This is a genomic window from Stenotrophomonas sp. YJH_SMC_94-11 (genome assembly GCF_059370435.1).
The window spans coordinates 261,055-284,289 of record NZ_JCAFTR010000006.1 but is presented as its reverse complement, the minus strand read 5'-3'; the positions used below and the strand labels follow the sequence as shown (position 1 = coordinate 284,289).

Below are 23,235 nucleotides of genomic sequence, written 5' to 3'. Positions count from 1 at the left end.
CGCCGTGGGGGACGGAAGCCCGATGGCGCCTGCAGCTGCTATCGCGTGTGGCTTCCGCAGCGACGCGGCCCTGCCGCGCCAGTCCGCGCAGCCCTGCTGCGCCCTGCCACAGGAAGTCCAACAGCATGTACGCCTCCCCCACTCGGCGCCGCCGAGCGTCCGGGCGCGCGCGCCTCGCGCCTGCTCCCCTCCTTCCCAGCCTGCTGGCAACCGCCCTGTGGGCGGCACTGCCAGTCCACGCCGCCGATCTGACCGGGCCCCTGCAGGTCAGCGACGGCAACAACCTGCAGCTGGGTGCCGATGATGTCCTCACCCACGGCGCGGGCAGCTTCGCACTGACCGTCACCGGCGCTGGCAGCAGCGCACTGATCGATGGCAGCCGCATCAACGTGACCAGTAATGGCAGCGCCGTGTCTGCTGCCAGTGGCGGCCAGGTACAACTGCGCGGAGCGACGCTGTCGATCGCACCGGCCACCGGTGTTGGCTTCTACGCACTGTATGCCAATGGTGCCGGCAGTGTGATCGATGCGCGCGATGTCGACATCGATGCCACGCGCAACGGCAGCGGATTCGGCGTCGTACAGGCCTACAACGGTGGCGTTGTCCACTACACCGGCGGCCGCATCGCGATGACCGGCGGCGTCGGCACCCTGATCGGTGCCTCCGGCAAGGGCAGTGAAGCGCACCTGGACAATCTGCAGATGAGTGCCGACAGTGGTGCCCGCCTGCGCGCCGACAGCGCCGGCCTGCTGACGATCCGCAACAGCCGCATCACTCTCGCCCCCGGCGGCATCCTCGCCGGCGTTGCCGTTGATGGCGCGGGCAGCCGTGCCGAGCTGTACGACACCTACATGGACGGCGGCTGGTTCGATATCGACAGTGGCGGCAGCGTGCTGCTGGAGAACGTGGAAGCGCACTCGGTGGGCGGCAGCATGCGCCTGCTCGGCAGCCGCATCAGCAAGACCTATTCCAGCGCGGTGATCAACGGCGGCAGCTTCTACACCGTCGGCGGCTATGGCGTGAACATCAACAGTTGGGGCCAGCTGACCGCCCGCGACGCCGCGTTCGATGTGCGTGATGGCTACTCCGGATTCTGGCTGGCCAGCGATGAGTCGCGCCTGCAGCTGACCGACAGCACCATCGACACCTGGACCGACACCTACGGTTACGGTGTCGAGATCGCTGGCGGCGTCGCCACCGTGCAGGGCGGCCGGATCACCACGCACGGCGATGCGACCTATGGCGTACGCGTGACCGGTTCCACCGGCAGCACCGCCAGCCGCATCGAAGCCACCGGAAACGTGATCGACGTGCGCGGCAACGGGGGTGGCGGCGTGTTCATCGGTGGCTCCACCGCCACCGCGCTGCTCGACACCGTTGCGATCCGCGGCGACGGCGAGAACGTGTTCGGCATCGTGCACATGAACACCGCGCGGCTGACCCAGGCCGATCGCCTGGACATCCGCATGACCGGGAGCAACAGCGGTGGCTACCGCTCCTACCTGACCGCGTTCGGTCCGTACTGGAACCGCGCCACCTTCAATGACAGCCACATCGAGACCGCCAGCGGCGCCGCGTTCTGGCTGCAAGGCAGCAACCATGCGTTGACCGTCAATGGCAGCGATGTGACCGCAGGCGACGGCAGCGGGCGCCTGCTGCGCGTCAGCGACACGGTGTTCACCGATGGCAGCAGCGTGGCGACCAGCCGCATCGACTTCAGCGCCGACGCCAGCACGCTGCGCGGTGACGTGGTGGTCGACAGCGCAACGGCTGACGTACGCATGGTGCTGGGCAACGGCACCACGTTCAGCGGTGCTCTGCGCAACGACTCCGGCTACCAGGTCGCACAGCTTGCGCTGGATGGCAGCAGCCAGTGGAACGTGCGTGCCAGTTCCAGCGTCGGCGCGCTCGAACACGCCGGCACCATCGCCTTCGATACCCCGGCGGCGGGCGGCTTCAAGACCGTCACTGTCAGCGGCGACTATGTGGGCAACGGGGGCCAGTGGATCTTCAACCGTGCACTGGGTGACGACACTTCGCTGGGCGACCAGCTGGTCATCAATGGCAACAGCAGCGGCACTGCCAGCGTGAGCGTGCGCAATGCCGGCGGTGCCGGTGCACTGACGCAGGAGGGTATCCGCCTGATCACCGTTGGCGGCCAGTCCGATGCACAGTTCAGCCTGCAGGGACGCGCGGTCGCCGGTGCCTACGACTACTTCCTGTTCAAGGGCGGCGTGTCGACCCCGGATGATGGCAACTGGTACCTGCGTTCGGAATACGTGCCACCCGTCGATCCGCCGGAACCGCCGGAACCGCCGATTGATCCGCCGCAGCCACCGGAACCGCCGGTCGACCCGCCGTCACCGCCGGAACCGCCGGTCGACCCGCCGTTGCCGCCGGAACCGCCGATCGACCCGCCGCGCCCGCAGCTGGAACGCCCGGAACCGGCGGCTTACCTGGCCAACCGCAACGCCGCGCTGGGCATGTTCCGGCGCAGCCTGCACGACCGCGCCGGTGACCCCGCCGCCGAGGCCGGCGCCAGCAGCGATGCCGTGGCCTGGATGCATCTTCGCAGCGCGCAGCCCGACAGCCACGACCGCAACCGCCAGGTCCAGGTCGATGGGCAGATCAGCAGCGTGCTGGTCGGCGTCGGCCGTCGCTTCGAGGTGGGCGGCGCGGGCGAACTGCAGGCAGGTGCGATGCTCGGCCACGGCCGCGCGCGCAATGACAGCCGCTCGCAGGTGACCGGCTACACCGCGCGTGGCGTGGTCACCGGCACCAGTGTGGGTGCCTATGCCACCTGGCTGCAGGATGCACGCATGCAAGGCGGCGCCTATGTGGATGGTTGGCTGCAGTACGGCCGCTTCCGCAACAGCGTGCAGGGCGATGGACTGCAGAAGGAACGTTATGACGCCCGCAACTGGAGTGCATCGGCCGAAGCTGGCTATGTGCTGCCCCTGCGGCGCACCGCGCAGCGCGGCATCTACCTGCAACCGCAACTGCAGGTGGTGCACAGCCGCTATGACAGCGACCGCGTGGTCGAGGCCAACGGCACGGTGGTCGAGGACCGCGGTGGCGGCGAGACCAGCACTCGCCTCGGCCTGCGCCTGTACAGCCGTGGGTTGAGCGCGGCGCAGGGCCAGGTGCATCCGTACGTGACAGTGAACTGGTGGTCCGGCGGCAATGGCGCGGGCCTGGCGATGGACGGTGAACGGCTGCAGCGGCAGTTACCGCGCGACATCTACGAGGCCAAGGCCGGTGTACAGGTGGATCTGTCCGGCGGCTGGCGCGGCTGGGGCGAACTGAGCCGGCAGAGCGGCGGCATGGGCTTCCGCGACGTCGGTGCCCAGCTGGGCGTGTCGTACACCTGGTGATGCGGGAAGTGCCCGGCAAGGGAGTGCCGGGCGCTTTTTCCACATGCCGCGTGGAAAGCGATGGGAGTTTGGTGTGGACAAGTGGCGGTGAGCTCCACGCACCAAGCGTTTCAGGGAGTGGCGTTTTTTTGTCCACGCCCATGCGCGGTTTTCCACATCCGCCGTGGAGAGTGATTGGGATTTGGTGTGGACAAGTGGGTGCGAGCATTGCGCCGCAAACGTTTCAGTATGTGGTGAAATTTTATCCATTGCCCGGGGTCGGATTCCATTCCACGGGAATGGGATCCGACCCCACCGGTTTTCCACATCACGCGTGGAAAGCGGTGGGGGTTTGGTGTGGATAAGCGCCTGCGAGCCTTGTGCAACAGCTGTTTCCCCACGTGGCACTTATTTGTCCAGCCGCGAAAACGCGAACGCCCCGCACAGGGCGGGGCGTCCGGGGTCGATCCGTTGCCGCCGGATCAGACGTTGAAGCGGAAGTGCAGGATATCGCCTTCCTGCACGCGGTATTCCTTGCCTTCCAGGCGCAGGCGACCGGCTTCCTTGGCGCCGGCTTCGCCCTTGTACTTGATGAAGTCGTCATACGCGATGGTTTCGGCGCGGATGAAGCCCTTCTCGAAGTCGGTGTGGATGACCGCGGCGGCCTGCGGGGCAGTGGCGCCCTTGCGCACGGTCCACGCACGGACTTCCTTCACACCAGCAGTGAAGTAGGTCTGCAGGCCGAGCAGGCTGTAGGCCGCGTTGATCACGCGGTTCAAGCCCGGCTCGCTCAGGCCCAGGTCGGCCAGGAAGGTATCGCGGTCCTCGTCGTCGAGCTGGGACAGCTCTTCTTCGATCGCGGCCGACACCGGTACCACCTGCGCGCCTTCTGCGGCGGCATGCGCGCGCACGGCTTCCAGGTGCGGGTTGTTCTCGAAACCGTCTTCCAGCACGTTGGCGATGTACATCACCGGCTTCAGGGTGAGCAGGAACAGGTCGCGCACCAGCGCCTTCTCTTCCTCGTCCAGGCCGGCCGAGCGGCCGGCCTTGCCCTCCGACAGCGCCGCCTGCAGCTTGGCCAGTACCGGCTTGCGCGCCGCTGCATCCTTGTCGCCGCCCTTGGCCGCACGCTCGGCACGGTTCAGTGCCTTCTCGACGCTGTCCAGGTCGGCCAGGGCCAGTTCGGTATCGATGGTTTCGATGTCCGAGATCGGATCGACCTTGCCGGCCACGTGCACGATGTCGCCGTGCTCGAAGCAGCGCACCACGTGAGTGATCGCATCGACTTCGCGGATGTGTGCCAGGAACTTGTTGCCCAGGCCTTCACCGCTGGCGGCGCCGGCTACCAGGCCGGCGATGTCGACGAACTCGACCGCGGTCGGGATGACCTTCTGCGGGTTGATGATGCCCGCCAGCTCGTTCAGGCGCGGATCCGGTACCGGCACGATGCCGACGTTCGGCTCGATGGTGCAGAACGGGAAGTTCGCCGCGGCGATACCCGCCTTGGTCAGCGCATTGAACAGGGTCGACTTGCCGACGTTGGGCAGGCCGACGATGCCGCATTTGATACCCATGGGTGACAGCTCTCTGGGGTGAAAGTGATTGGGGAAACAGCGACCTGGGCGCTGCTTTTCCAATCATTCTCCGTACCGACCAACGGTCGGTACCTACCAGCCTGGTTGCTTCCGTACCGACCAACGGTCGGTACCTACCGGCTATTTCGGGGTATGCAGCCGCTTCATCGCTTCGCTGAAATCGCCCTGCACCGCCAGCGGCATCACGTCGATCGCATCATCGATGGCGCGTGCAATCAGCGCGTCGTCGTCCTTCGACGGGCGCCCCAGCACCCAACCCACTACGCGGTCCTTGTGGCCGGGATGGCCGATGCCCACGCGCAGGCGATGGAACTTGCCGTGGCCGAGCAGGCGCATGGTGTCGCGCAGGCCGTTCTGGCCGCCGTGGCCACCGTCGAACTTCAGCCGCGCCACGCCGGGCGCCAGGTCCAGTTCGTCGTGGGCCAGCAGGGTTTCTTCCGGCTCGATCTTCCAGAACCGCTGTGCGGCGGTGACCGACTTGCCGCTGAGATTCATGAAGGTGGCGGGCTTGAGCAGCCACACCGTCTGCCCGGCGATCTCGACCTTGGCGGTCTCACCGAACAGCTTGCTGTCCACATTCCATCGCGCACCGGCTTTTTCCGCCAGGGCCTCAACGAAATGAAACCCGGCATTGTGCCGGGTCCGGGCGTGTTCCGATCCGGGGTTGCCCAGACCGACGATCAGTCGCAGTCCTGCCATGGTTCCTTCCAGTACGGTGCCTGCCCGGAGGCAGGCACCGTAGCGGTATTACTCGGCGGCAGCCGCTTCTTCGTCAGCCGCGTCGGCCTTGCCGGCCTTGGCGGTGACGATGGCGTCGTCGTGGTCCTTGCCCAGCGCCAGGGCCGGGATTTCCACGCCCTTCGGCAGCTTGATGTCGGACAGGTACACCACGTCACCGGCCTTCAGCTCGCCCAGGTCGACTTCGATCGACTCCGGCAGGTCCTTCGGCAGGCAGGTGATGGTCACTTCCTTCAGTTCGTGGGTGACCACGACGTCGGCAGCCTTGCCAGCCGGCGAGGTGTCTTCGTTGATGAAGTGCAGCGGGACCGAAGCGGTCAGGGCTTCGTTCTCGTTCACGCGCTGGAAGTCCAGGTGCATGATCAGCTGCTTGTACGGGTGGCGCTGCATGTCACGCAGCAGGACCTTCTGCACCTGGCCGTCCAGGTTCAGGTCCAGGATCGAGGCATAGAACCACTCGTTCTGCTGGGCCAGCCAGATTTCGTTGTGGTCCAGGCTGATGGCGACCGGCTCGGCGTTGCCGCCGTACACGATGGCCGGGATCACACCAGCGTGACGCAGGCGGCGGCTCGCACCCTTACGCTGCAGTTCACGCTTGGTGACCTTGATTTCATGGGTCTTCGACATTTTCGACTACTCAGGTTGTTGCCTCGCCTTTTGGCGTGGCGGTTGAAGATGCTTCCGCGACCAGAAGCACCCGGGGTATGTCCCCGCCGTTGCCGGCAGGGACGAAAAACTCAGTCGACGTACAGCGAGCTGACCGACTCGCCGAAGGCGATGCGGCGCATCGTTTCGGCCAGCATTTCCGCCACGCTCAGCTGGCGGATCTTGCTGCACACCCGCGCGGCGTCCTTCAGCGGGATGGTGTCGGTCACCACCAGTTCGTCGAGCTGGGAATTGGTGATGTTGTCCACCGCCGGGCCCGACAGCACCGCGTGGGTGCAGTAGGCGGCGACCTTGAGCGCACCGCGCGCCTTCAGGGCAGCGGCAGCGGCGCACAGGGTGCCGGCGGTATCGACGATGTCATCGACCATGACGCAGGTCTTGCCTTCGACGTCGCCGATGATGTTCATCACGGTGGAGACGTTGGCGCGCGGGCGGCGCTTGTCGATGATCGCCAGGTCGGCGTCATCCAGGCGCTTGGCCACCGCACGGGCGCGGACCACGCCGCCCACGTCCGGCGAGACGACGATCAGGTTCTCGGTGCCGTAGGCGCGCCAGATGTCGGCCAGCAGCAGCGGGGACGCATACACGTTGTCCACCGGAATATCGAAGAAGCCCTGGATCTGGTCGGCGTGCAGGTCGACGGTCAGCACGCGATCAGCGCCCGCGGTGCTGAACATCTTGGCCGCCAGCTTGGCGGTGATCGGCACGCGCGAGGAGCGCATGCGGCGATCCTGGCGCGAGTAGCCGAAGTACGGCACCACGGCGGTCACGCTGGCCACCGATGCGCGCTTGAGCGCGTCGATCAGCACCAGCAGTTCCATCAGGTTTTCCGCGCTCGGCGCGCAGGTCGGCTGGATCACGAACACGTCCTGCTTGCGGACGTTCTCTTCGATCTCCACCTGCACTTCGCCATCGGAGAAGTGCGAGACCAGCGCCTTGCCCGGGCGAACCCCCAGTTCCTTGCAGATGTTCTGCGCCAGACGTTTGTTGGCGTTGCCGGAAAAGACCAGCAGGTTCGGGGACTCTTGCATCATGATTGTCTCGGGCGGGGACGAGTGGCGGGGATCCGGGGGCGGCAAGGACCCGGATGGACCCTTGCTGCTGACAACACCGCGGTTGTTTCCACGTCCCGCGCGGGCGATGCGCTGGAAGGCGCGGACACAGCCGCTATTGGCAGGGGCGGTAGGATTCGAACCTACGAATGCCAGGATCAAAACCTGGTGCCTTGGGCCTCTTGGCGACGCCCCTGCATTGATAAATCAGTGTTGCTCGAGTGCATCCAGCAGTGGCGAACGCGCAACGCCCGCTGCCACCCTTGCCCGCAACTCCTTCGGCAATTTCGACCGTCCCTGCTCTGCAGCAGACTGCGACGCGAATTCGACGAAACAACCACTTCCCGAACCGGTCAGCCGCGCCGTGCCGATGTCGCTCAACGCGGCAAGCGCTGCCTCGACGGCAGGCTCACGGCGGCGCAGCACCGGTTCGAACGCGTTCCCGACCAGGGTCCCGGAAGCGAAGTCCTCTATTTTCGCCACTGGGCTGTCGCGCGTCAAATCCGGGTCTGCAAACAGGGCCGGCGTGGGAACATGAACGCCCGGTTCAACCACCACATACCAGGCCGGCGCCAGCGTGATCGGCTGCAGGCGCTCGCCCACCCCTTCGGCCCAGGCGTTGCGGCCGCGCACGAACACCGGCACGTCGGCGCCCAGGCGCAGGCCCAGCGCGGCCAGGGCATCTTCATCCAGGCCGGCATGCCAGAGCCGGTTCAGTACCACCAGTACGGTGGCCGCGTCGGACGAACCGCCGCCAAATCCACCACCGGCAGGAACGTGCTTTTCGACGATGATGTCAGCACCTTGCGCAACCTTCGCCGCTTCCTGGAGCAGACGCGCGGCGCGCACCGCCAGATCATCGGCCTCGGCCACGCCGGCCAGGCCCTCGCCCTGCCGGCGCACCTGGCCGTCTTCACGCAGGCGCAGGCCGATGCGGTCCCCCCAGTCCAGCAGGCGGAACACGGTCTGCAGTTCGTGGTAGCCGTCGGCCCGGCGGCCGGTAATGTGCAGGAACAGGTTCAGCTTGGCCGGGGCCGGCCACCAGGACCAGCCCGCGTCGTCGACTGCCCCGCTCATGGCGTGCCCTGCCCCCACTCGTCCACCAGCAGGCGCACCTTGGCGTCACCGTTGCTGGCCTCGATCCGGCGCGGCAGCGCCGGCCGTCCGGCGTCGGCCGGGTACCAGTCCAGGTACTGTACCTGCCAGCCCATCTGCTGCATGCGGCGGGGCCGGCCTTCGCCGTCGCGTTCGACCGTCTCGGGGCCGGCGGCGTCGCCGGCCACCAGGCCACGGATCCACTCCGGCAACTGGTTGACCGGAATGTCCCAGCCGGTCGCTTCCAGCAACAGCTGCTGGGCGTCCTCGCCGTCGCGCGGACCGCCTGCCAGTCCTTCCAGGCGGCCAGCTTCGGAATGGGTGTCACCGGTCAGCTTCCAGCTCTGCCGGGTCACCGGCGCGCTCAACTCCACCACGTAGCGGCGGCCTTGCTGCTTCCAGTCGATGCGACCGCTGCCGCCGTCCTTGCCCTTGCTGACCGCGACCCGGCCCTGGAAGGCCCAGTCCGGCTGTGCATGCAGGGCGGCCACGCGCGCCGCTTCGGCCTGCGCCGCTTCGGCCGAGACCGTCTCGACCACCGCCGGTGGCGGGGTCTTCTGCGTGCCCACGCTGGTACAGGCGGTCACCGCCAGGGTCGCAGCCGCCAACAGCAGCGGCCGGATCAGGGAAACACTCATGGATTGAATTTCTCGCGGGCGCGCAGCAGCGCGCGGTTTTCAGGGTCGAGCTTGGCCGCTTCGTCGAAGAAGTGGCGGGCCTCGTCATGCTTGCCCAGCACCCACAGCACCTCGCCGACATGGGCGGCGATCTCCGGGTCCTTGGCCAGGGTCCAGGCCCGGCGCAGCTGCACCAGCGCTTCGTCCTTGCGGCCCAGGCGATACAGCACCCAGCCATAGCTGTCGACGATGGCGGCGTTGTCCGGCTCGGCGACACGGGCGCGGTCGATCAGCTCCAGCGCCTCCTGCAGGCGCCCGGTACGGTCAGCCAGGGTGTAGCCCAAGGCATTCAGGGCCGGCACGTTTTCCGGGTCGGTCACCAGGATCTTGCGCAGGTCGGCCTCGGCGCGCGGAATATCGTCACGACGCTCCCAGGTGAGCGCGCGGGCGTACAGCAGGCCATTGTCATCCGGGTAGGCGGCCAGGCCGCGGGCCAGCGCATCCAGCTCGCCAGCACTGTCATCGCCGCGCTGGCGCAGCTCGGCCTCCAGCAGATACGCGTCACGGCGCACATCATCATCGACCACCGCGTCGGACTGGATCGCGTGCACCTCATCCAGTGCCTGCGGCAGCCGTCCGGCCAGGGCCTGGGCGTTGGCCGCACGCAGGCGCGCCTCGCTCAGCTCATCACCGCCGGGCACACTGTGGTACCACTGCACCGCCTCGGGATAGCGCTTCAGGTATTCGGCGATCTTGCCCAGCAACAGGCGCTGCGCGGGGTCCGGCTTGGCCGCCTGCCGCGACAGTTCGTTGTAGAGGTTGGACAGCGCCGCCTTGTCGCCCTGCTTGGCCAACAGTGAAGCGCGCATGCCCCAGGTCTGCACATCCTGCGGGCCGAATGCCAGTACGCGCTCGGCCGCAGCCGGTTGCCCCAGGCTGTCGTAGGCGATGGCCACCGCATTGCGCAGCTCGGGGTCCTGCCGTGTCTTCGGCTCGACGTCGTGCAGCAGCGACAAGGCCTTGTCGGTCTCGCCGGCCTGCTGCAGCTGGCTGGCACGCAGCAACGCTACGCGCGGTTCTTCGGGGAAGCGCCTGACCACTTCATCGATCATGCGCCGCGCCAGGTCGGGCTTGTCCATGCGCAGGGCGAGGCGGCCGAACTCCTGCCAGGCCTCGATCTTCGGCGGAATCGCATTGGCATCGACCAGCTCGCCGAGCACCTGCGCCGGCACCGCCGGGTCGCGGCCACCGCCGATCAGCGCGGCCAGGGCGAACTTCCAGCCGCGCTCGTCGGGGTCGGCCAGCAGCGCCTGCAATTCAGTGCGGGCGGCCTTCACATCGCCCTGGCGCATGGCCAGCGCACCGGCGGCGCTGCGCATGGTCAACGAACGCGGGGCGCGCTGCTGCCACAGGGCCAGGCCCTTGGCGGCGCTGGCGTCATCATTGGCAAGCATGGAGATACGGGTCGCGCGCTCGGCCAGGCCAGCGTCGCCGTCGGTCTGCTGCGCGGCCTGCAGGTACCAGCGCGCGGCCTCCGCCAGCTTGCCGGCCTGCAGGGCGAACTCACCGGCCATCACCGGCTCCAGCGCCAGTTCCCCGGTGGCCGCGGCCCGCACGGGGGCCCTGGCCGGCACCGCCGCCAGGGCCTGGGCGCAGGCCAGGGACAGCAGCAGAACACTGGGGATGCGAATCAATGCGGGCATCGTCGGCATCGGGGCCTTAAAATGTCGTCCAATGGCCAGCAGCTTATCGCAAGCAACTGAACAATGACCCTGTGGGTGCTCGGACTGAATCACCAGACCGCACCGGTAGAGCTGCGCGAGCGCGCGGCCTTCGCCGGTGAGGCGTTGCCGCGTGCGCTGGGCTCGCTGCGCGATACCCCGCAGATCGCCGAGGCGGTCCTGCTGTCGACCTGCAACCGCACCGAGCTGTACGCCGTGGCCGAGTCGGCACAGGCGCTGGACCAGTGGCTGCGCAGCCAGGCCGGCGACCTGCAGGGCTATCTGTACCAGCATGCCGATGCCGAGGCTGTGCGCCACCTGTTCCGGGTCGCCACCGGGCTGGACTCGATGGTGCTGGGCGAACCGCAGATCCTCGGCCAGGTGAAGGACGCCTGGTCGACCGCGCGCGACCATGGCCTGCTCGGCCAGCGCCTGGACCGCCTGTTCCAGCAGACCTTCTCGGTGGCCAAGCGGGCTCGCACCGATACCCAGGTCGGTGCCAACCCGGTATCGGTGGCGTCGGCCGCGGTGCGCCTGGCGCAGAACGCGTTCGCCCGGCTGGACGACTCCACCGTGCTGCTGGTCGGGGCCGGCGAGACCATCGAGCTGGCTGCACGGCACCTGAGCGAAGGCAAGGTGCGGCGGCTGCTGATCGCCAACCGCACCCTGGCCCACGCGCAGGAACTGGCCAGCCGCCATGGCGGCGTGGCCCTGCCGCTGACAGAACTGGACCGCCACCTGGGCGAGGCCGACGTGGTGTTCTCGGCCACCGCCGCGCGCGAGCCGGTGATCCATCGCGAGATGGTGGCCAAGGCCCTGCGTGCACGCCGGCACAAGCCGATGCTGCTGTTCGACCTGGCCGTTCCGCGCGACATCGAAGCCGAGGTCGGCACGCTCAACGATGCCTTCCTCTACACCGTCGATGATCTGGAACGCGCGGTGGAAGACAACCGTCGTGGCCGCCGCGAGGCCGCCGCCGAAGCCGAGGCGATCATCGACCTGCAGGTATCGCGTTACGTCGAGACCCAGCAGGCCAGTGCCCATCAGGCGCCTTTGCGGCAGCTGCGTGCGTTCGGCGAGGCCACCCGCGCCGAGTTGCTGGAGCGCGCACGCCAGCAGCTGGCCAACGGCAAGCCCGCCGACGAAGTGCTGGAACTGCTGGCCCACGGCCTGACCAACCGCCTGCTGCACCCGCCGACCGCCGCACTGCGCGCCGCCGCGCTGAGTGGCGATGCCGACCTGACCCGCGCCGCCGAGCGCCTGTTCCCGGCCACGCCGGGCTACCGCCACCCACCCGTGAGACCCGATGACGCCGACCCTGCGCCGTAAGCTGGAAGCGCTGGCCGAGCGCCGCGAAGAACTGGAACGCCTGCTCGCCGAACCCGATGTGGTCGCCGACAACACCCGTTTCCGCGACCTTTCGCGCGAATTCGCCCAGCTTGAACCGGTCGCCACTGCACTGGCCGATGAAGCCCGTGCCAAGGCCGACCTGGCCGCCGCCGAAGGCATGCGCGCCGACCCCGACCTGCGCGAGCTGGCCGACGAGGAAATCGCCGCCGCCCAGGCGCGCCTGCAGGAGCTGGAACAGGAACTGGCCCTGTTGCTGGTGCCACGCGATCCGCGCGACGAAGGCAACCTGTTCCTTGAAGTACGCGCCGGCACCGGCGGCGACGAAGCCGCGATCTTCGCCGGCGACCTGTTCCGCATGTACGCCCGCTATGCCGAACGCCAGGGCTGGAAGGTCGAGATCGAATCGGACAACCCCGGCGAGCATGGCGGCTACAAGGAAGTGGTGGCACGTGTGGTCGGCCGGGGTGCGTTCTCGCGCCTGAAGTTCGAATCGGGCACGCACCGCGTGCAGCGCGTGCCGGCCACCGAATCGCAGGGCCGCATCCATACCTCGGCCGCCACCGTGGCGATCATTCCCGAGGCCGACGAAGTTGATGACATCGTCATCAATCCGGCCGACCTGAAGGTGGATACGTTCCGCTCGTCCGGCGCCGGTGGCCAGCACGTCAACAAGACCGAGTCCGCGATCCGCATCACCCATGTGCCAACCGGCGTGGTGGTGGAGTGCCAGACCGAGCGCAGCCAGCACGCCAACCGCGACAAGGCGATGAAGCGCCTGAAGGCGCAGCTGCTCGATGCCGAGCGCCAGCGCCAGGACGCGGCACAGGCCGAGTCGCGGCGCCTGCAGGTCGGCAGCGGCGATCGCAGCCAGCGCATCCGCACCTACAACTTCCCGCAGGGCCGGATCACCGACCACCGCGTGGAAGGCCTGACGTTGTACGACCTGCCCAACATCCTGGCCGGTGACCTCGACCCGCTGCTGCAGCGGCTCAGCCACGAACACCAGGTCGACGCCCTGGCCCAGCTGTCGGCGGGCTGAGCACGATGACGGCCTGGCAGCAGCGGCAGCACCTGCAGCAGGCGATCGCACGCCAGCCCGGCGACTTCGTCGCCTGGGTGATGCTGGCCGACCTGGAACTGGAAGCCGGCGACATCGCTGCCGGCGAGCAGGCCGCACGACACGCCCTGCAACTGCGCCCGAACCACCCCGAAGCGCTGGCGCGGCTGGGCCGCGTGGCGTGGATGGCCGGCGCGCACACCGACGCGGCGAAGCTGCTCGGCCAGGCCTCGGCATTGGCCCCGCAGCACCCGGGCATCGCGCTGTGGCTGGGCCATGCGCTGGAAGATGCCGATGATGCCGAAGGCGCGGCGGCGGCCTATCGCCGTGCACATGCGCTGATGCCGGACGAACCCTATATCGCCGCGCAGCGCCTGGCCTGGCAGCGACGCCTGTGTGACTGGCAGGACGTGGACACGCTGGCTGCGCAGGTACGTGCCGCGCTCGCTTCCGGGCAGGGTGCAGTGGAACCCTTCGCCTTCCTCAGTGAAGACGTAAGCGCTGCGGAGCAGTTGGCCTGTGCGCGCGCACGCGCGGCGGTCGTTGCGTCGGCGGTGCGCCCCCTTCCTGCAGTGAAGGTTCGCGAGCACGGCGCGTTGCGCGTCGGCTTCCTCTCCAATGGCTTCGGCGCGCATCCCACCGGGCTGCTGACCGTGGCCCTGCTCGAACACCTGCGCCATGACCCGGCGCTGCAGCTGCACCTGTTCGCGCTGAACCGCGCCGATGGCAGCCGCATCCGCGAACGCCTGCAGGCTGCGGCCCGCCTGCATGACGTGGCCGCACTGCGGCATGCCGACATCGCGGCCCGCATCCGTGCACAGGGCATCGACCTGCTGTTCGACCTGCGCGGCTGGGGCGGCGGCGGCACGCCCGAAGTGCTGGCCATGCGCCCGGCCCCGTTGCAGCTGAACTGGCTGGCCTACCCCGGCACATCGGGTGCGCGCTGGCTGGATGCCGTGGTCGCCGACGAATTCGTGCTGCCGGCATCGCTGGAACGTCACTTCAGCGAACGCGTCCTGCGCCTGCCACGTGCCTTCCAGCCCTCGGACAACACCCGCGTACTGGAACCGGCACCGTCCCGCGCCGAGTGCGGGCTGCCGGAACACGGCGTGGTGTTCTGCTGCTTCAACAACAGCTACAAGCTCAACCCGCGCAGCATGGGCCGCGCCTTCGCAGTGCTGCAGGCCGTGCCCGGCAGCGTGCTGTGGCTGCTGTCCGGGCCCGGCAAGGCCGATGCGCGCCTGCGTGCGGCCGCGCAGGCCGCCGGCCTGGATCCGGCGCGCCTGGTGTTCATGGCCAAGCTGCCGCATCCGCAGTACCTGGCCCGCTATCACCTGGCCGACCTGTTCCTCGACACCCATCCGTACAACGCGCACACCACCGCCTCCGATGCGCTGTGGGCCGGCTGCCCGGTGCTGACCTGCCCGGGCGATACCTTCGCCGCGCGCGTGGCCGGCAGCCTCAACCATCATCTGGGTCTTTCGCAGATGAACGTTGCCGACGATGCGGCGTTCATCGCCACCGCCAGCGCGCTGGGCAACGACCCGGTGGCGCTGGCAGCGTTGCGTGCCGAACTGGCGCAGGCACGCGAAGACAGTGGTGTATTCGACATGGCAGGTTTTGCCCATGACCTTTCCGCCCTGCTGCAGACGCTGGCGGGCGAGCAGGGCTGGCAGGGCGTCGACACCCCCTGAGCAACCCGTGCGCTACGCTCCGGCTTCCTCCCCGCGTGGTGTGACGATGGCCAAGCTCAAGCGCAAGGACTACGACGAACTGCTGCTGCCGCTGCAGCTGGAACTGACTGCAATGGCGCGCTGGGTGCAGTACAGCGGGCAACGCCTGCTGGTGCTGTTCGAAGGCCGCGATACAGCCGGCAAGGGCGGCGCGATCCAGGCCATCAGCCAGCATCTCAACCCGCGCCAATGCCGGGTGGTGGCGCTGCCCAAGCCCACCGACCGTGAAGCCACGCAGTGGTACTTCCAGCGTTACGCCGCGCATCTTCCCGCCGCCGGCGAGATCGTGCTGATGGACCGCAGCTGGTACAACCGCGCCGGTGTTGAACGGGTGATGGGCTATTGCAGCGAAACCGAGTACCAGCAGTTCCTGCGCCAGGCGCCGGTGTTCGAACAGCTGCTGGTGGATGACGGCATCCTGCTGTTCAAGTACTGGTTGTGCGTGGACCAGGAGCAACAGGAAAAGCGCTTCGCCGAACGCCATCTCGATCCGCTGAAGGGCTGGAAGCTCTCACCGGTCGACCTGAAATCGCGCAGCAAGTACAGCGCGTACACCGAGGCACGCGAAGCGATGCTGCGCGCGACGCATCGCGAGGCGGCGCCGTGGACGCTGGTGGACTTCAACGACCAGCGGCTGGGGCGGCTGACGCTGGTGCGCAACCTGCTGGACCGGTTGCCGGACACGCGGGTGGATGCGCCGTTGCCGGAGCTGCCGAAGCTGAAGGGCAAGCTGCATCGCGAGCACTACGATGTGCTGAAGCCGATCGAGGATTTCCCGGTCGAGGAATAGGGTGGGTCGGCAGGGCCTGCGGCCCTGCACCTGCCGAAGCCAGAGCAACGGCAACAGCAACAGCAACGGCGGGCTTCCTGAGGGATGGCGGGGCGGGTCCGGGTGCGGGGGGCGCTGCAAGTACGTCCATGTAAGCTCGGTCGCCGCATCCATGCGGCTCACGCCCCCGCACCCGGACCCACCCCGCCTTCGACAGATTTCCGCGATCTGTCGTTGATCCACACCATGCGTGGATGCTCTTCGAATTCAATTCGAAATATTCGATTTGTCTGGAGAATCATCCACGCATGGCGTGGATCTACCAGACATGAGGAATCTGTCAGAGGTGGGGCGGTGTCGGAGTGCGGGGTGTCAGCCGCATGGATGCGGCTGCCAAGCCTACATGGACGTACTTGCGGCGTCCCCGCACTCCGACACCGCCCCGCCACCCCACGGATAGCCCGCTGTTGCTGTTGCTGTTGCTTCGGCTGTTGCTGTTGCTGCCGGCCAGCGGCCGGCACTACCGCGGGTGCAGGGCCGCAGGCCCTGCCGACAAACCCACTACTTGGCAGCCGCGATCTGCTTCTCGATGTCGGCGGCGGTCACCGGGCCAAGGAACGTGTGCGCCAGCTTGCCCTGCGGGTCCAGCAGATGCGTCAGCGGCAGGCCACGCGGCGTGGCGAAGTCGGCCGGCGGATCGAACGGGTCCACGATCACGATCGGATAGGTCACCGGATGCTTGGCCAGGAACGACTGCATCTCCGGCACTTCGATGTCCTCGTAAGCCAAGCCGACCACTTCGATGTTGCTACGCATCGCATGCAGGGCCGACAGCTCGGGCATCTCCTTGCGGCACGGCGCGCACCAGGTCGCCCAGAAGTTCACCACCACCCACTTGCCGCGATGCGCGGCCAGGTCGTAGTCGCTGCCATCCACCGCCTTCATCTTCAGCGTCGGGAACTCGGCGGTGGTGCGCTCGGCCGGGGTTTCCTCGACCGGTGCCGGCGTGCTCGGCGTCGGTACCTGCGCCGGTGGCTGGCTGCTGGCCGGTGCCGGCTCCTGGGCCGGTTTGCAGGCCGCCAGGGCCAGCAGCAGGGTCAACGGGAGCAGCAGCGGCAACGACGTCTTGCGGGTCATGGGGTATCTCCAGAGTCGGTATAGATATCACTGACCTTGCGCTTCAGGCGTTCGCGCAGGGGCAGTCGCAGGTCATCCAGCGCCGCCAAGGCGGCACGGCCCAGGCTGTCGTCGCGGTACGGGAGGTGCTGCTCGGCTACCGGGATGCGCAGCTGGGTGCATTCGTACAGATCGGCCAGGCTGACCTGGTCCAGGTCGCGTGACAGCAGCCACTCGCCGCGCTCATCGCGGCGCAGCAGGTCGATCTCCTGCAGGTTGCAGATCAGGTCCTGCAGCAGTGAATCGGTCAGCATCGGCTCCAGCCGCAGGATCTCGTCATCGGCCAGGCCTTTGCCCTTGGCCCGTGCATGCTGGAAGCGGCCAAGCAGGCGCAGCAGCCCATAGAACTCGTACCCCTGCGGCAGGCGCAGCTCGACCGGCTGGTAGCGGAAGGCGGCCATCGAGGAGGCCAGCGACGCGCCCAGCAGCACCGCCACCCAGCACAGGTAGATCCACAGCAGCAGGATCGGCACGAAGGCGACCGTGCCATACAGCTTCTGATAGGACTGGAAGCTGCCCAGATACGCGCCGATGCCCCACTTCACCAGTTCAAGGATGACCGCCGCCAGGATCGCGCCGGGCACGGCATGCCGCCATTTCACCGTGTGGTGCGGTACCACGCGGAACATCAGCGTGATACAGACGAACTCGATCAGGATCGGTGCCAGCCGCAGCGCCAGTTCGGCCAACCAACGGCCCTCCTGGGTACCGAACAACGGCATCGCGAACACCCTCGCCGATACTGCCAGCGATGCGGCGGCAAGCATCGCGCCCAGGGTCAGCACGGTCCAGTAGACCAGGAAGCGGGTCAGCTTGGGCCGGCTCGAGCCGACCCGCCAGATCTGGTTGAAGGTCTCTTCCACGCTGTTGAGCGTGATCAGCAGTGAGGCGACCAGTGCGATGAAGCCGGCGGCCGTCAGCTGGCCGGCACTCGCCGAAAACTGCCGCAGGTAACCCTCGGCCGCGCGCGCAGCAGAGGGCACGAAGTTGGAGAACACGTAGTCGCTGAGCTGATCGCTCCAGCGGTCGAAAACGGGAAAGGCCGAGAGCACGCCGAATACCACGATGGCCAGCGGCACCAGCGCGAACACCGTGGTGTACGCCAGCGCCGCCGCTGCCTGGAACAGGCGGTCGTCGAGGAAGCGATGCCACAGGAAGCGGCCGAAACTGATGGCCCGTGCGCGATCCCGCGCGCGCTCCATCCACAGGTTGAGCGTATCCAAAGGTTCCATCGGTGGAAGGGTACCCGATGCGGAATGCTCGCAGGATAGCCATACTGGCGGCCACACGACGAGGAGAAGCGGGCACGATGGGCGAGATTCTGGTGCTGTATTACAGCCGGGGCGGTTCGGTGGCACGGCTGGCGCGCCAGATCGCGCGGGGCATCGGCGAAGTGCCGGGCATGACCGCGCGCCTGCGCACGGTGCCGCCGGTGGCCGCAGTGACCCAGACCGCGCAGCCGCCGGTACCCGAAGATGGCGCCCCCTATGTAAGCGTGCAGGACCTGGTCGAATGCCAGGGCCTGCTGCTCGGCAGCCCGACCCGCTTCGGCAACATGGCCGCGCCGGTGAAGCATTTCCTGGATGGGCTGGGCGCCGAATGGGTCAATGGCACCCTGTCCGGCAAGCCGGCCGGCGTGTTCACGTCCACCGCATCCATGCATGGCGGCCAGGAATCGACCCTGCTGTCGATGCAGGTGCCGCTGCTGCACCATGGCTGCGTGATCGTCGGCATCCCGTTCACCGAACCGGCGCTGAGCCATACCACCAGTGGCGGCACACCCTATGGCGCCAGCCACGTAGCCGGTGCCGCCGACGACCCGCAGCCGACCGACGACGAAGCCGTGCTGGCGCGCGCGCTGGGGCGCCGGGTGGCCGGCATCGCGCAGCGGTTGGCCCGATGAGCGCCGCGCCGCGCACGGTCCTGCTGCTGGCCCTGATGGGGCTGGCCGCGCTGTTCGCGGGCTGGTTCATCAATGACAAGCACTGGCTGGCGACCCAGCTGGTGTTCACCGCGCCGCCGCTGGCGCTGGCCATCGCCGTGCGCCTGGGCTGGCGCAAGGCCGGATTCTGGGCCTCGGTACTGGCGCTGGGCTGGTTCAGCCACGGCGTGATGAGCGCCTGGAGCCACCCGGAAACGCGCTGGCTGGCGCTGATCGAGATCGCGCTGGCCCTCCTGGTGATCTTCAGCGCCAGCCTGCCCGGCCTGCGCGCCCGCTTCGGCAAGCAACGCTGACGCTGCGCCCGCTGGGTCGTATCATCTGCATTCCTGGCCCCGCGCCGCAGTACCTGTCCTGGTTTCGCGCATGCACATGATGGAAGAGCTCCTGGTCGTCACCACCGGTGGCACGATCGACAAGATCTACTTCGACGACAAGTCGGACTACCAGATCGGCGATCCGCAGATCGGCATGATCCTGCGCGAGCTGGGCGTGACGTTCCGCTTCAACGTGATTCCGATCCTGCGCAAGGATTCGCTGCACATCAACGATGAGGACCGCGAACTGATCCGCGCCACCATCGCCGCGCAGCCGACCCGGCACGTCCTGGTGACCCACGGCACCGACTCGATGGTGCACACCGGCAAGGTGCTGGCGACGATCCCCGACAAGACCATCGTGATGACCGGCGCACTGAGCCCGGCACGCTTCCGCGGCTCGGATGCCGAGTTCAACATCGGCTGCGCGATCGGTGCGGTGCAGTCGCTGCCGAGCGGCGTGTACATCGCGATGAACGGGCGGATCTTCGACCCGCAGCACGTGCGCAAGAACGTGGCTGCGAACCGCTTCGAGTCGGTCTGAGGAACCGCGTGCCGACCAAGGTCGGCACCTGCCAGAGCACTGTCCTTGTAGTGCCGGGCCATGCTCGGCAACCGCGTGCCAACGTGGCACAACGGTCGGCAGCCGGAGCAGCCGAGCATGGACTCGGCTCTGCAGAAGCGAAAACGCCCCGGCCGAAGCCAGGGCGTGCCCTTGGAGAGGGACTTGGGCTCAGTACTGGGCGTTGAGGGTCACGCCCGAGAAGGTGCTGTAGGCCTTCACCCGCACATACCATGTGCCGGCGGCAGGGCTGTTGATGGTGCAGGTCTCGCTGTTGCCACTCAGGTACGGACGGCAGGTGTAGCTGGTATCGGTCGGGGCACTGCCCTGGCGCACGTACAGGTCGGCATCGCCGCTGCCGCCACTGATCGTCACGCGCAGCTGGCTGCTACCGGCCGGAACGGCGACGGTGTAGTTCAGCTCGGCACCGGTTGCGGCGCCCAGGCCGGTCACCGGCACGTTGTTCTGCAGCACGTTGCCACCCGGGTTCGGGTTGCCACCGCCGTTGATCGCCGCAGCCACGGCCGCGTTGGCGTCGACGATGCCGGCGCCGCAGCCACCCGAGCAGGCGCCCGGCAGCGGGCGTGCAGTGCTCTTGATGATGCTTTCGACCTGCGCCGGGCTCAGCGGGCTTGGCGCGACCGACTGCATCAGCGCAACCACGCCGGCCACGTGCGGCGCCGCCATCGAGGTGCCGTTGTACGACGCGTAGCTGGCGCTGCCAGGCGTGGTGGTGCCGGTGTTGAGGGTGGACAGGATGCTCTGGCCCGGTGCTGAGATGTCGATGCCGGTGCCGTAGTTGGAGAAGCTGGCACGCGCACCGGCCGAGGTTGTGGCCGCCACGGCAATCACGTTCGGGCAGTTGGCCGGCACCGACGAGGACACGTTGGTGTTGCTGTTGCCGGCGGCGACCACCACGGTGGTGCCACGGCTGACCGCGCCGTTGATGGCGTTCTGGTAGGTGGTGGAGCAGCTGCCGCCCCCCCCCAGCGACATGTTGATGACTTCGGCCGGATTGGCGTTGGCCGGCACGCCACTGACGGTGCCGCCAGAGGCCCACACGATCGCGTCGGCGATGTCGGAGGTGTAACCGCCGCACTTGCCCAGCACGCGCACCGGGACGACCTTGGCATTGAACGCAGTACCGGCCACGCCGGTGCTGTTGTTGGTCACCGCCGCCACAGTGCCGGCGACGTGGGTACCGTGCCAGCTGGAGTTGGAGGCCGGGATACCCGAGCCGCACTCGTTGGCGCCGTACCAGTCGCCCTCGTCATTCGGGTTGTTGTCGCGGCCACCGCCATCGCGCGCCATCGCGGCATCGCTGATGAAGTCATAGCCAGGCAGGATGTTGGCGTTGAGATCGGGATGGTTGGTGATGCCGGTATCGATCACGGCCACCACCACGCCGGTGCCGGTAGCCTTGTCCCAGGCCGGCTGCACGTTGATCGACGCGTTGGAGGTACCGAAGCCCCACTGCTCGCTGAAGCGGGTGTCATTCGGGGTCAGCGTCGCACGCATGATCTGGTCGACTTCGACGTATTCCACGTTCGGGTCGGCGGCGAGCTTGCGCATCAGCAGCTCGGATTCGGCCTGGTCAAGCGGCCGATCGGTCCTGACCAGGGTCGGGCCAACGGCCAGCTTGCGGACCTCCTGCAGGCCCAGCGCGCGGCCCTGGCTGCTGGCCAGGCCGGCGGCGGCACTCTTCAGCGAAGAGGCCAGTGCGGTGGTGTTGGCCACCGGCGCACTACCGTCGCGGTACTTCACGATGAAGCGCTGGTGCGTCGGCGCGGACTGCAGGCCGCTGAGCTGGACGTCACCGGCCAGCGCAGGCGTGGCCAGCAGCAGCGATGACAGAACGGACGCACCAAGGACCACCCACACTCGACGCACACGCGGTTGCGTTACCTGGGACATCGTATTTCCCTTTCTTGTGGTGTGAATGCCGGAATCGGCAGAAGCACCGGCCCGAACCCTGGGCTGGCTTGCGTTGGCGAGGTTCGAAGTCCGGCGAGTCAGCGGATCCCCCTAACGATCCGCCGTGCAGATGACGCTAATGGCCGAAACCGGACACCACAAGATTTTCAGCGTCTTTTCAGCAAGATGAAATGTTCGTTCTGAGACTTTTCGGGTCGAAGGTTTGTGAAGGTGAAGGAACTTTCTCGTGCCCTGCACAGACCTGACTGGGTCGTCACGTGTCCTGGAATGACTTTGCCGACATCGGCGTCCACCGATCCGGGGTCAGATCCCTTTTCACGCGGAAAGGGATCTGACCCTTGGCCTGAAACGTAGAAAGCCCGTCGCGGGGACGGGCTTTCCAGAAGCGCAGCCGGGCGCGGGCTCGGCTCTACGATTCGATGTGGGCGATCAGCCCAGCTTGACCAGCCAATTGTGGCGGTCCGGCAGGCGGCCATACTGGATATCGGTCAGTTCCTTGCGCAGCGACATGGTGACTTCGCCGGCCGGCGCGTTGATGTCGCCCACCGAGAAGCCCTCGCCCTTCAGCTGGCCGATCGGGGTGACCACCGCGGCGGTGCCACAGGCAAACACTTCGCTGATCGCACCGGAGGTGACGCCGTCCTTCCACTCGTCGATGCTGACCTTGCGCTCTTCGACCTTCATGCCACGGTCGCGGGCCAGCTGCAGGATGCTCTCGCGGGTGATGCCCTCGAGGATGCTGCCCGACAGTTCCGGGGTGACCAGCGTGCCGTCCTTGTAGACCAGGAACACGTTCATGCCGCCCAGTTCTTCCAGGTACTTGCCTTCGACCGGGTCGAGGAACAGCACCTGCGAGCAGCCCTGTGCCTGCGCCTTCTGCTGCGGGAGCAGCGAGGCGGCGTAGTTGCCACCGCACTTGGCAGCACCGGTGCCACCCTTGGCCGCACGCGCGTACTCGGTGGACAGCCAGATCGACACCGGGGCAACGCCCTTGGCGAAGTACGGGCCGGCCGGGCTGGCGATGACGTAGTAGCCGGCCTTGTGCGCGCCGCGCACGCCGAGGAAGACCTCGTCGCCGATCATGAACGGACGGAAATACAGGCTCGACTCATCGGCCGAAGGCACCCAGTCACTGTCGACGGCGATCAGCTGCTTCAGCGATTCGACGAAGATCTCCACCGGCAGTTCCGGCAACGCCAGGCGCTGCGCCGAACGCTGCAGGCGACGGCCGTTGGCATCCGGGCGGAAGGTCCAGATCGAACCGTCGGCGTGGCGGTAGGCCTTGATGCCTTCGAAGATTTCCTGGCCGTAATGCAGCACGGCGGCGGCCGGGTCCAGCTGCAGCGGGCCGTAGGCGCGCACATTGGCATTGTGCCAGCCGGCATCCTTGTCCCAGCGCACTTCCACCATGTGATCGGTGAAGTGCAGGCCGAAGCCCGGCTTCTCCAGGATCTTGGCGCGCTCTTCAGCGCTGCGCGGGTGGTCCGAACGGGTGACGGCGAAGCTGGGGATGGACTGGGACACCGGAGGATTCCTGTTCTGGTTGCGGGTAGTGCCGGG

The 23,235-nt window shown here is 67.6% G+C and carries 19 protein-coding genes and 1 tRNA gene; 8 read left to right on the top strand and 12 right to left on the bottom strand.

Features of this window, described 5'->3' with window-relative positions:
- The first annotated feature begins 125 nt into the window (after nt 1-125).
- Entirely contained in the window at nt 126-3,374 is a 3,249-nt protein-coding gene (locus AC5P74_RS13015; RefSeq protein ID WP_346607989.1) for an autotransporter family protein, read from the top strand.
- Nucleotides 3,375-3,835: 461 nt separating this feature from the next.
- On the opposite strand, the gene ychF is transcribed toward AC5P74_RS13015, so the two are convergent.
- The 8 genes from ychF to AC5P74_RS12975 form a co-directional block, all read right to left on the bottom strand.
- Nucleotides 3,836-4,927 (bottom strand): redox-regulated ATPase YchF, encoded by a 1,092-nt coding sequence (gene ychF, locus AC5P74_RS13010; RefSeq protein WP_005415403.1) that lies wholly within the window; start codon nt 4,925-4,927, stop codon nt 3,836-3,838.
- 141 nt (nt 4,928-5,068) lie between these two features.
- Nucleotides 5,069-5,647: an aminoacyl-tRNA hydrolase gene (pth, locus tag AC5P74_RS13005; protein ID WP_495204965.1), complete on the bottom strand. Its 579-nt coding sequence runs from the start codon at nt 5,645-5,647 to the stop codon at nt 5,069-5,071.
- Nucleotides 5,648-5,695: 48 nt separating this feature from the next.
- Nucleotides 5,696-6,313 (bottom strand): 50S ribosomal protein L25/general stress protein Ctc, encoded by a 618-nt coding sequence (locus AC5P74_RS13000; RefSeq protein WP_065178966.1) that lies wholly within the window; start codon nt 6,311-6,313, stop codon nt 5,696-5,698.
- Nucleotides 6,314-6,423: 110 nt separating this feature from the next.
- Nucleotides 6,424-7,383 carry a ribose-phosphate diphosphokinase gene (locus tag AC5P74_RS12995; RefSeq protein WP_005415400.1) on the bottom strand — a complete coding sequence of 320 codons (960 nt, stop codon included), beginning with the start codon at nt 7,381-7,383 and terminating at the stop codon, nt 6,424-6,426.
- Between the two features lie 140 nt (nt 7,384-7,523).
- Nucleotides 7,524-7,600 (bottom strand) — tRNA-Gln (locus AC5P74_RS12990).
- An 11-nt stretch (nt 7,601-7,611) separates the two neighbouring features.
- Nucleotides 7,612-8,481: a 4-(cytidine 5'-diphospho)-2-C-methyl-D-erythritol kinase gene (gene ispE / locus AC5P74_RS12985; RefSeq protein ID WP_065196902.1), complete on the bottom strand. Its 870-nt coding sequence runs from the start codon at nt 8,479-8,481 to the stop codon at nt 7,612-7,614.
- Entirely contained in the window at nt 8,478-9,137 is a 660-nt protein-coding gene (gene lolB, locus AC5P74_RS12980) for a lipoprotein insertase outer membrane protein LolB (RefSeq protein ID WP_065178968.1), read from the bottom strand. Before lolB ends, ispE begins: the two co-directional genes overlap by 4 nt.
- Entirely contained in the window at nt 9,134-10,819 is a 1,686-nt protein-coding gene (locus tag AC5P74_RS12975; RefSeq protein WP_181452197.1) for a tetratricopeptide repeat protein, read from the bottom strand. The genes lolB and AC5P74_RS12975 overlap by 4 nt, the downstream gene beginning before the upstream one ends.
- A 63-nt stretch (nt 10,820-10,882) precedes the next feature.
- On the opposite strand from AC5P74_RS12975, the gene hemA reads away from it, so the two are divergent.
- Genes hemA through ppk2 form a run of 4 tightly spaced genes read left to right on the top strand, consistent with a single transcriptional unit; the run spans nt 10,883 to nt 15,767 of the window.
- Nucleotides 10,883-12,166, top strand: a complete 1,284-nt coding sequence (gene hemA, locus AC5P74_RS12970; protein WP_005415395.1) for a glutamyl-tRNA reductase — start codon at nt 10,883-10,885, stop codon at nt 12,164-12,166.
- Nucleotides 12,144-13,226: a peptide chain release factor 1 gene (prfA, locus tag AC5P74_RS12965; RefSeq protein WP_014036080.1), complete on the top strand. Its 1,083-nt coding sequence runs from the start codon at nt 12,144-12,146 to the stop codon at nt 13,224-13,226. The genes hemA and prfA overlap by 23 nt, the downstream gene beginning before the upstream one ends.
- Nucleotides 13,227-13,231: 5 nt before the next feature.
- The gene (locus AC5P74_RS12960; protein ID WP_329843564.1) at nt 13,232-14,938 is read left to right on the top strand and encodes an O-linked N-acetylglucosamine transferase, SPINDLY family protein; all 1,707 of its coding nucleotides are present in this window, start codon (nt 13,232-13,234) and stop codon (nt 14,936-14,938) included.
- Between the two features lie 46 nt (nt 14,939-14,984).
- Nucleotides 14,985-15,767, top strand: coding sequence for a polyphosphate kinase 2 (gene ppk2, locus AC5P74_RS12955; protein WP_065178972.1), 783 nt, complete (start codon nt 14,985-14,987; stop codon nt 15,765-15,767).
- Between the two features lie 540 nt (nt 15,768-16,307).
- Here the strand turns inward: ppk2 and AC5P74_RS12950 are convergent.
- Nucleotides 16,308-16,883: a TlpA family protein disulfide reductase gene (locus AC5P74_RS12950; protein ID WP_206620881.1), complete on the bottom strand. Its 576-nt coding sequence runs from the start codon at nt 16,881-16,883 to the stop codon at nt 16,308-16,310.
- Complete coding sequence (locus tag AC5P74_RS12945; protein WP_005415390.1) at nt 16,880-18,154, bottom strand: YihY family inner membrane protein; 1,275 nt, start codon at nt 18,152-18,154, stop codon at nt 16,880-16,882. The genes AC5P74_RS12950 and AC5P74_RS12945 overlap by 4 nt, the downstream gene beginning before the upstream one ends.
- A 77-nt stretch (nt 18,155-18,231) precedes the next feature.
- Here AC5P74_RS12945 and wrbA point away from each other — a divergent pair, with 77 nt between their 5' ends.
- The 3 genes from wrbA to AC5P74_RS12930 all read left to right on the top strand — a co-directional run bounded on the left by wrbA (nt 18,232) and on the right by AC5P74_RS12930 (nt 19,722).
- Nucleotides 18,232-18,825, top strand: a complete 594-nt coding sequence (gene wrbA, locus AC5P74_RS12940) for an NAD(P)H:quinone oxidoreductase (RefSeq protein WP_053501045.1) — start codon at nt 18,232-18,234, stop codon at nt 18,823-18,825.
- A complete protein-coding gene (locus tag AC5P74_RS12935) occupies nt 18,822-19,157 on the top strand; it encodes a DUF2069 domain-containing protein (RefSeq protein WP_005415388.1) in 336 nt (111 codons plus the stop codon). Before wrbA ends, AC5P74_RS12935 begins: the two co-directional genes overlap by 4 nt.
- Nucleotides 19,158-19,236: 79 nt before the next feature.
- The gene (locus tag AC5P74_RS12930) at nt 19,237-19,722 is read left to right on the top strand and encodes an asparaginase domain-containing protein (RefSeq protein WP_053501049.1); all 486 of its coding nucleotides are present in this window, start codon (nt 19,237-19,239) and stop codon (nt 19,720-19,722) included.
- A 189-nt stretch (nt 19,723-19,911) separates the two neighbouring features.
- Here AC5P74_RS12930 and AC5P74_RS12925 read toward each other — a convergent pair whose 3' ends face one another.
- Nucleotides 19,912-21,654: a S8 family peptidase gene (locus AC5P74_RS12925; RefSeq protein WP_053501047.1), complete on the bottom strand. Its 1,743-nt coding sequence runs from the start codon at nt 21,652-21,654 to the stop codon at nt 19,912-19,914.
- A 450-nt stretch (nt 21,655-22,104) separates the two neighbouring features.
- The gene (locus tag AC5P74_RS12920) at nt 22,105-23,199 is read right to left on the bottom strand and encodes a branched-chain amino acid aminotransferase (RefSeq protein ID WP_495222489.1); all 1,095 of its coding nucleotides are present in this window, start codon (nt 23,197-23,199) and stop codon (nt 22,105-22,107) included.
- Between the last annotated feature and the right edge of the window lie 36 nt (nt 23,200-23,235).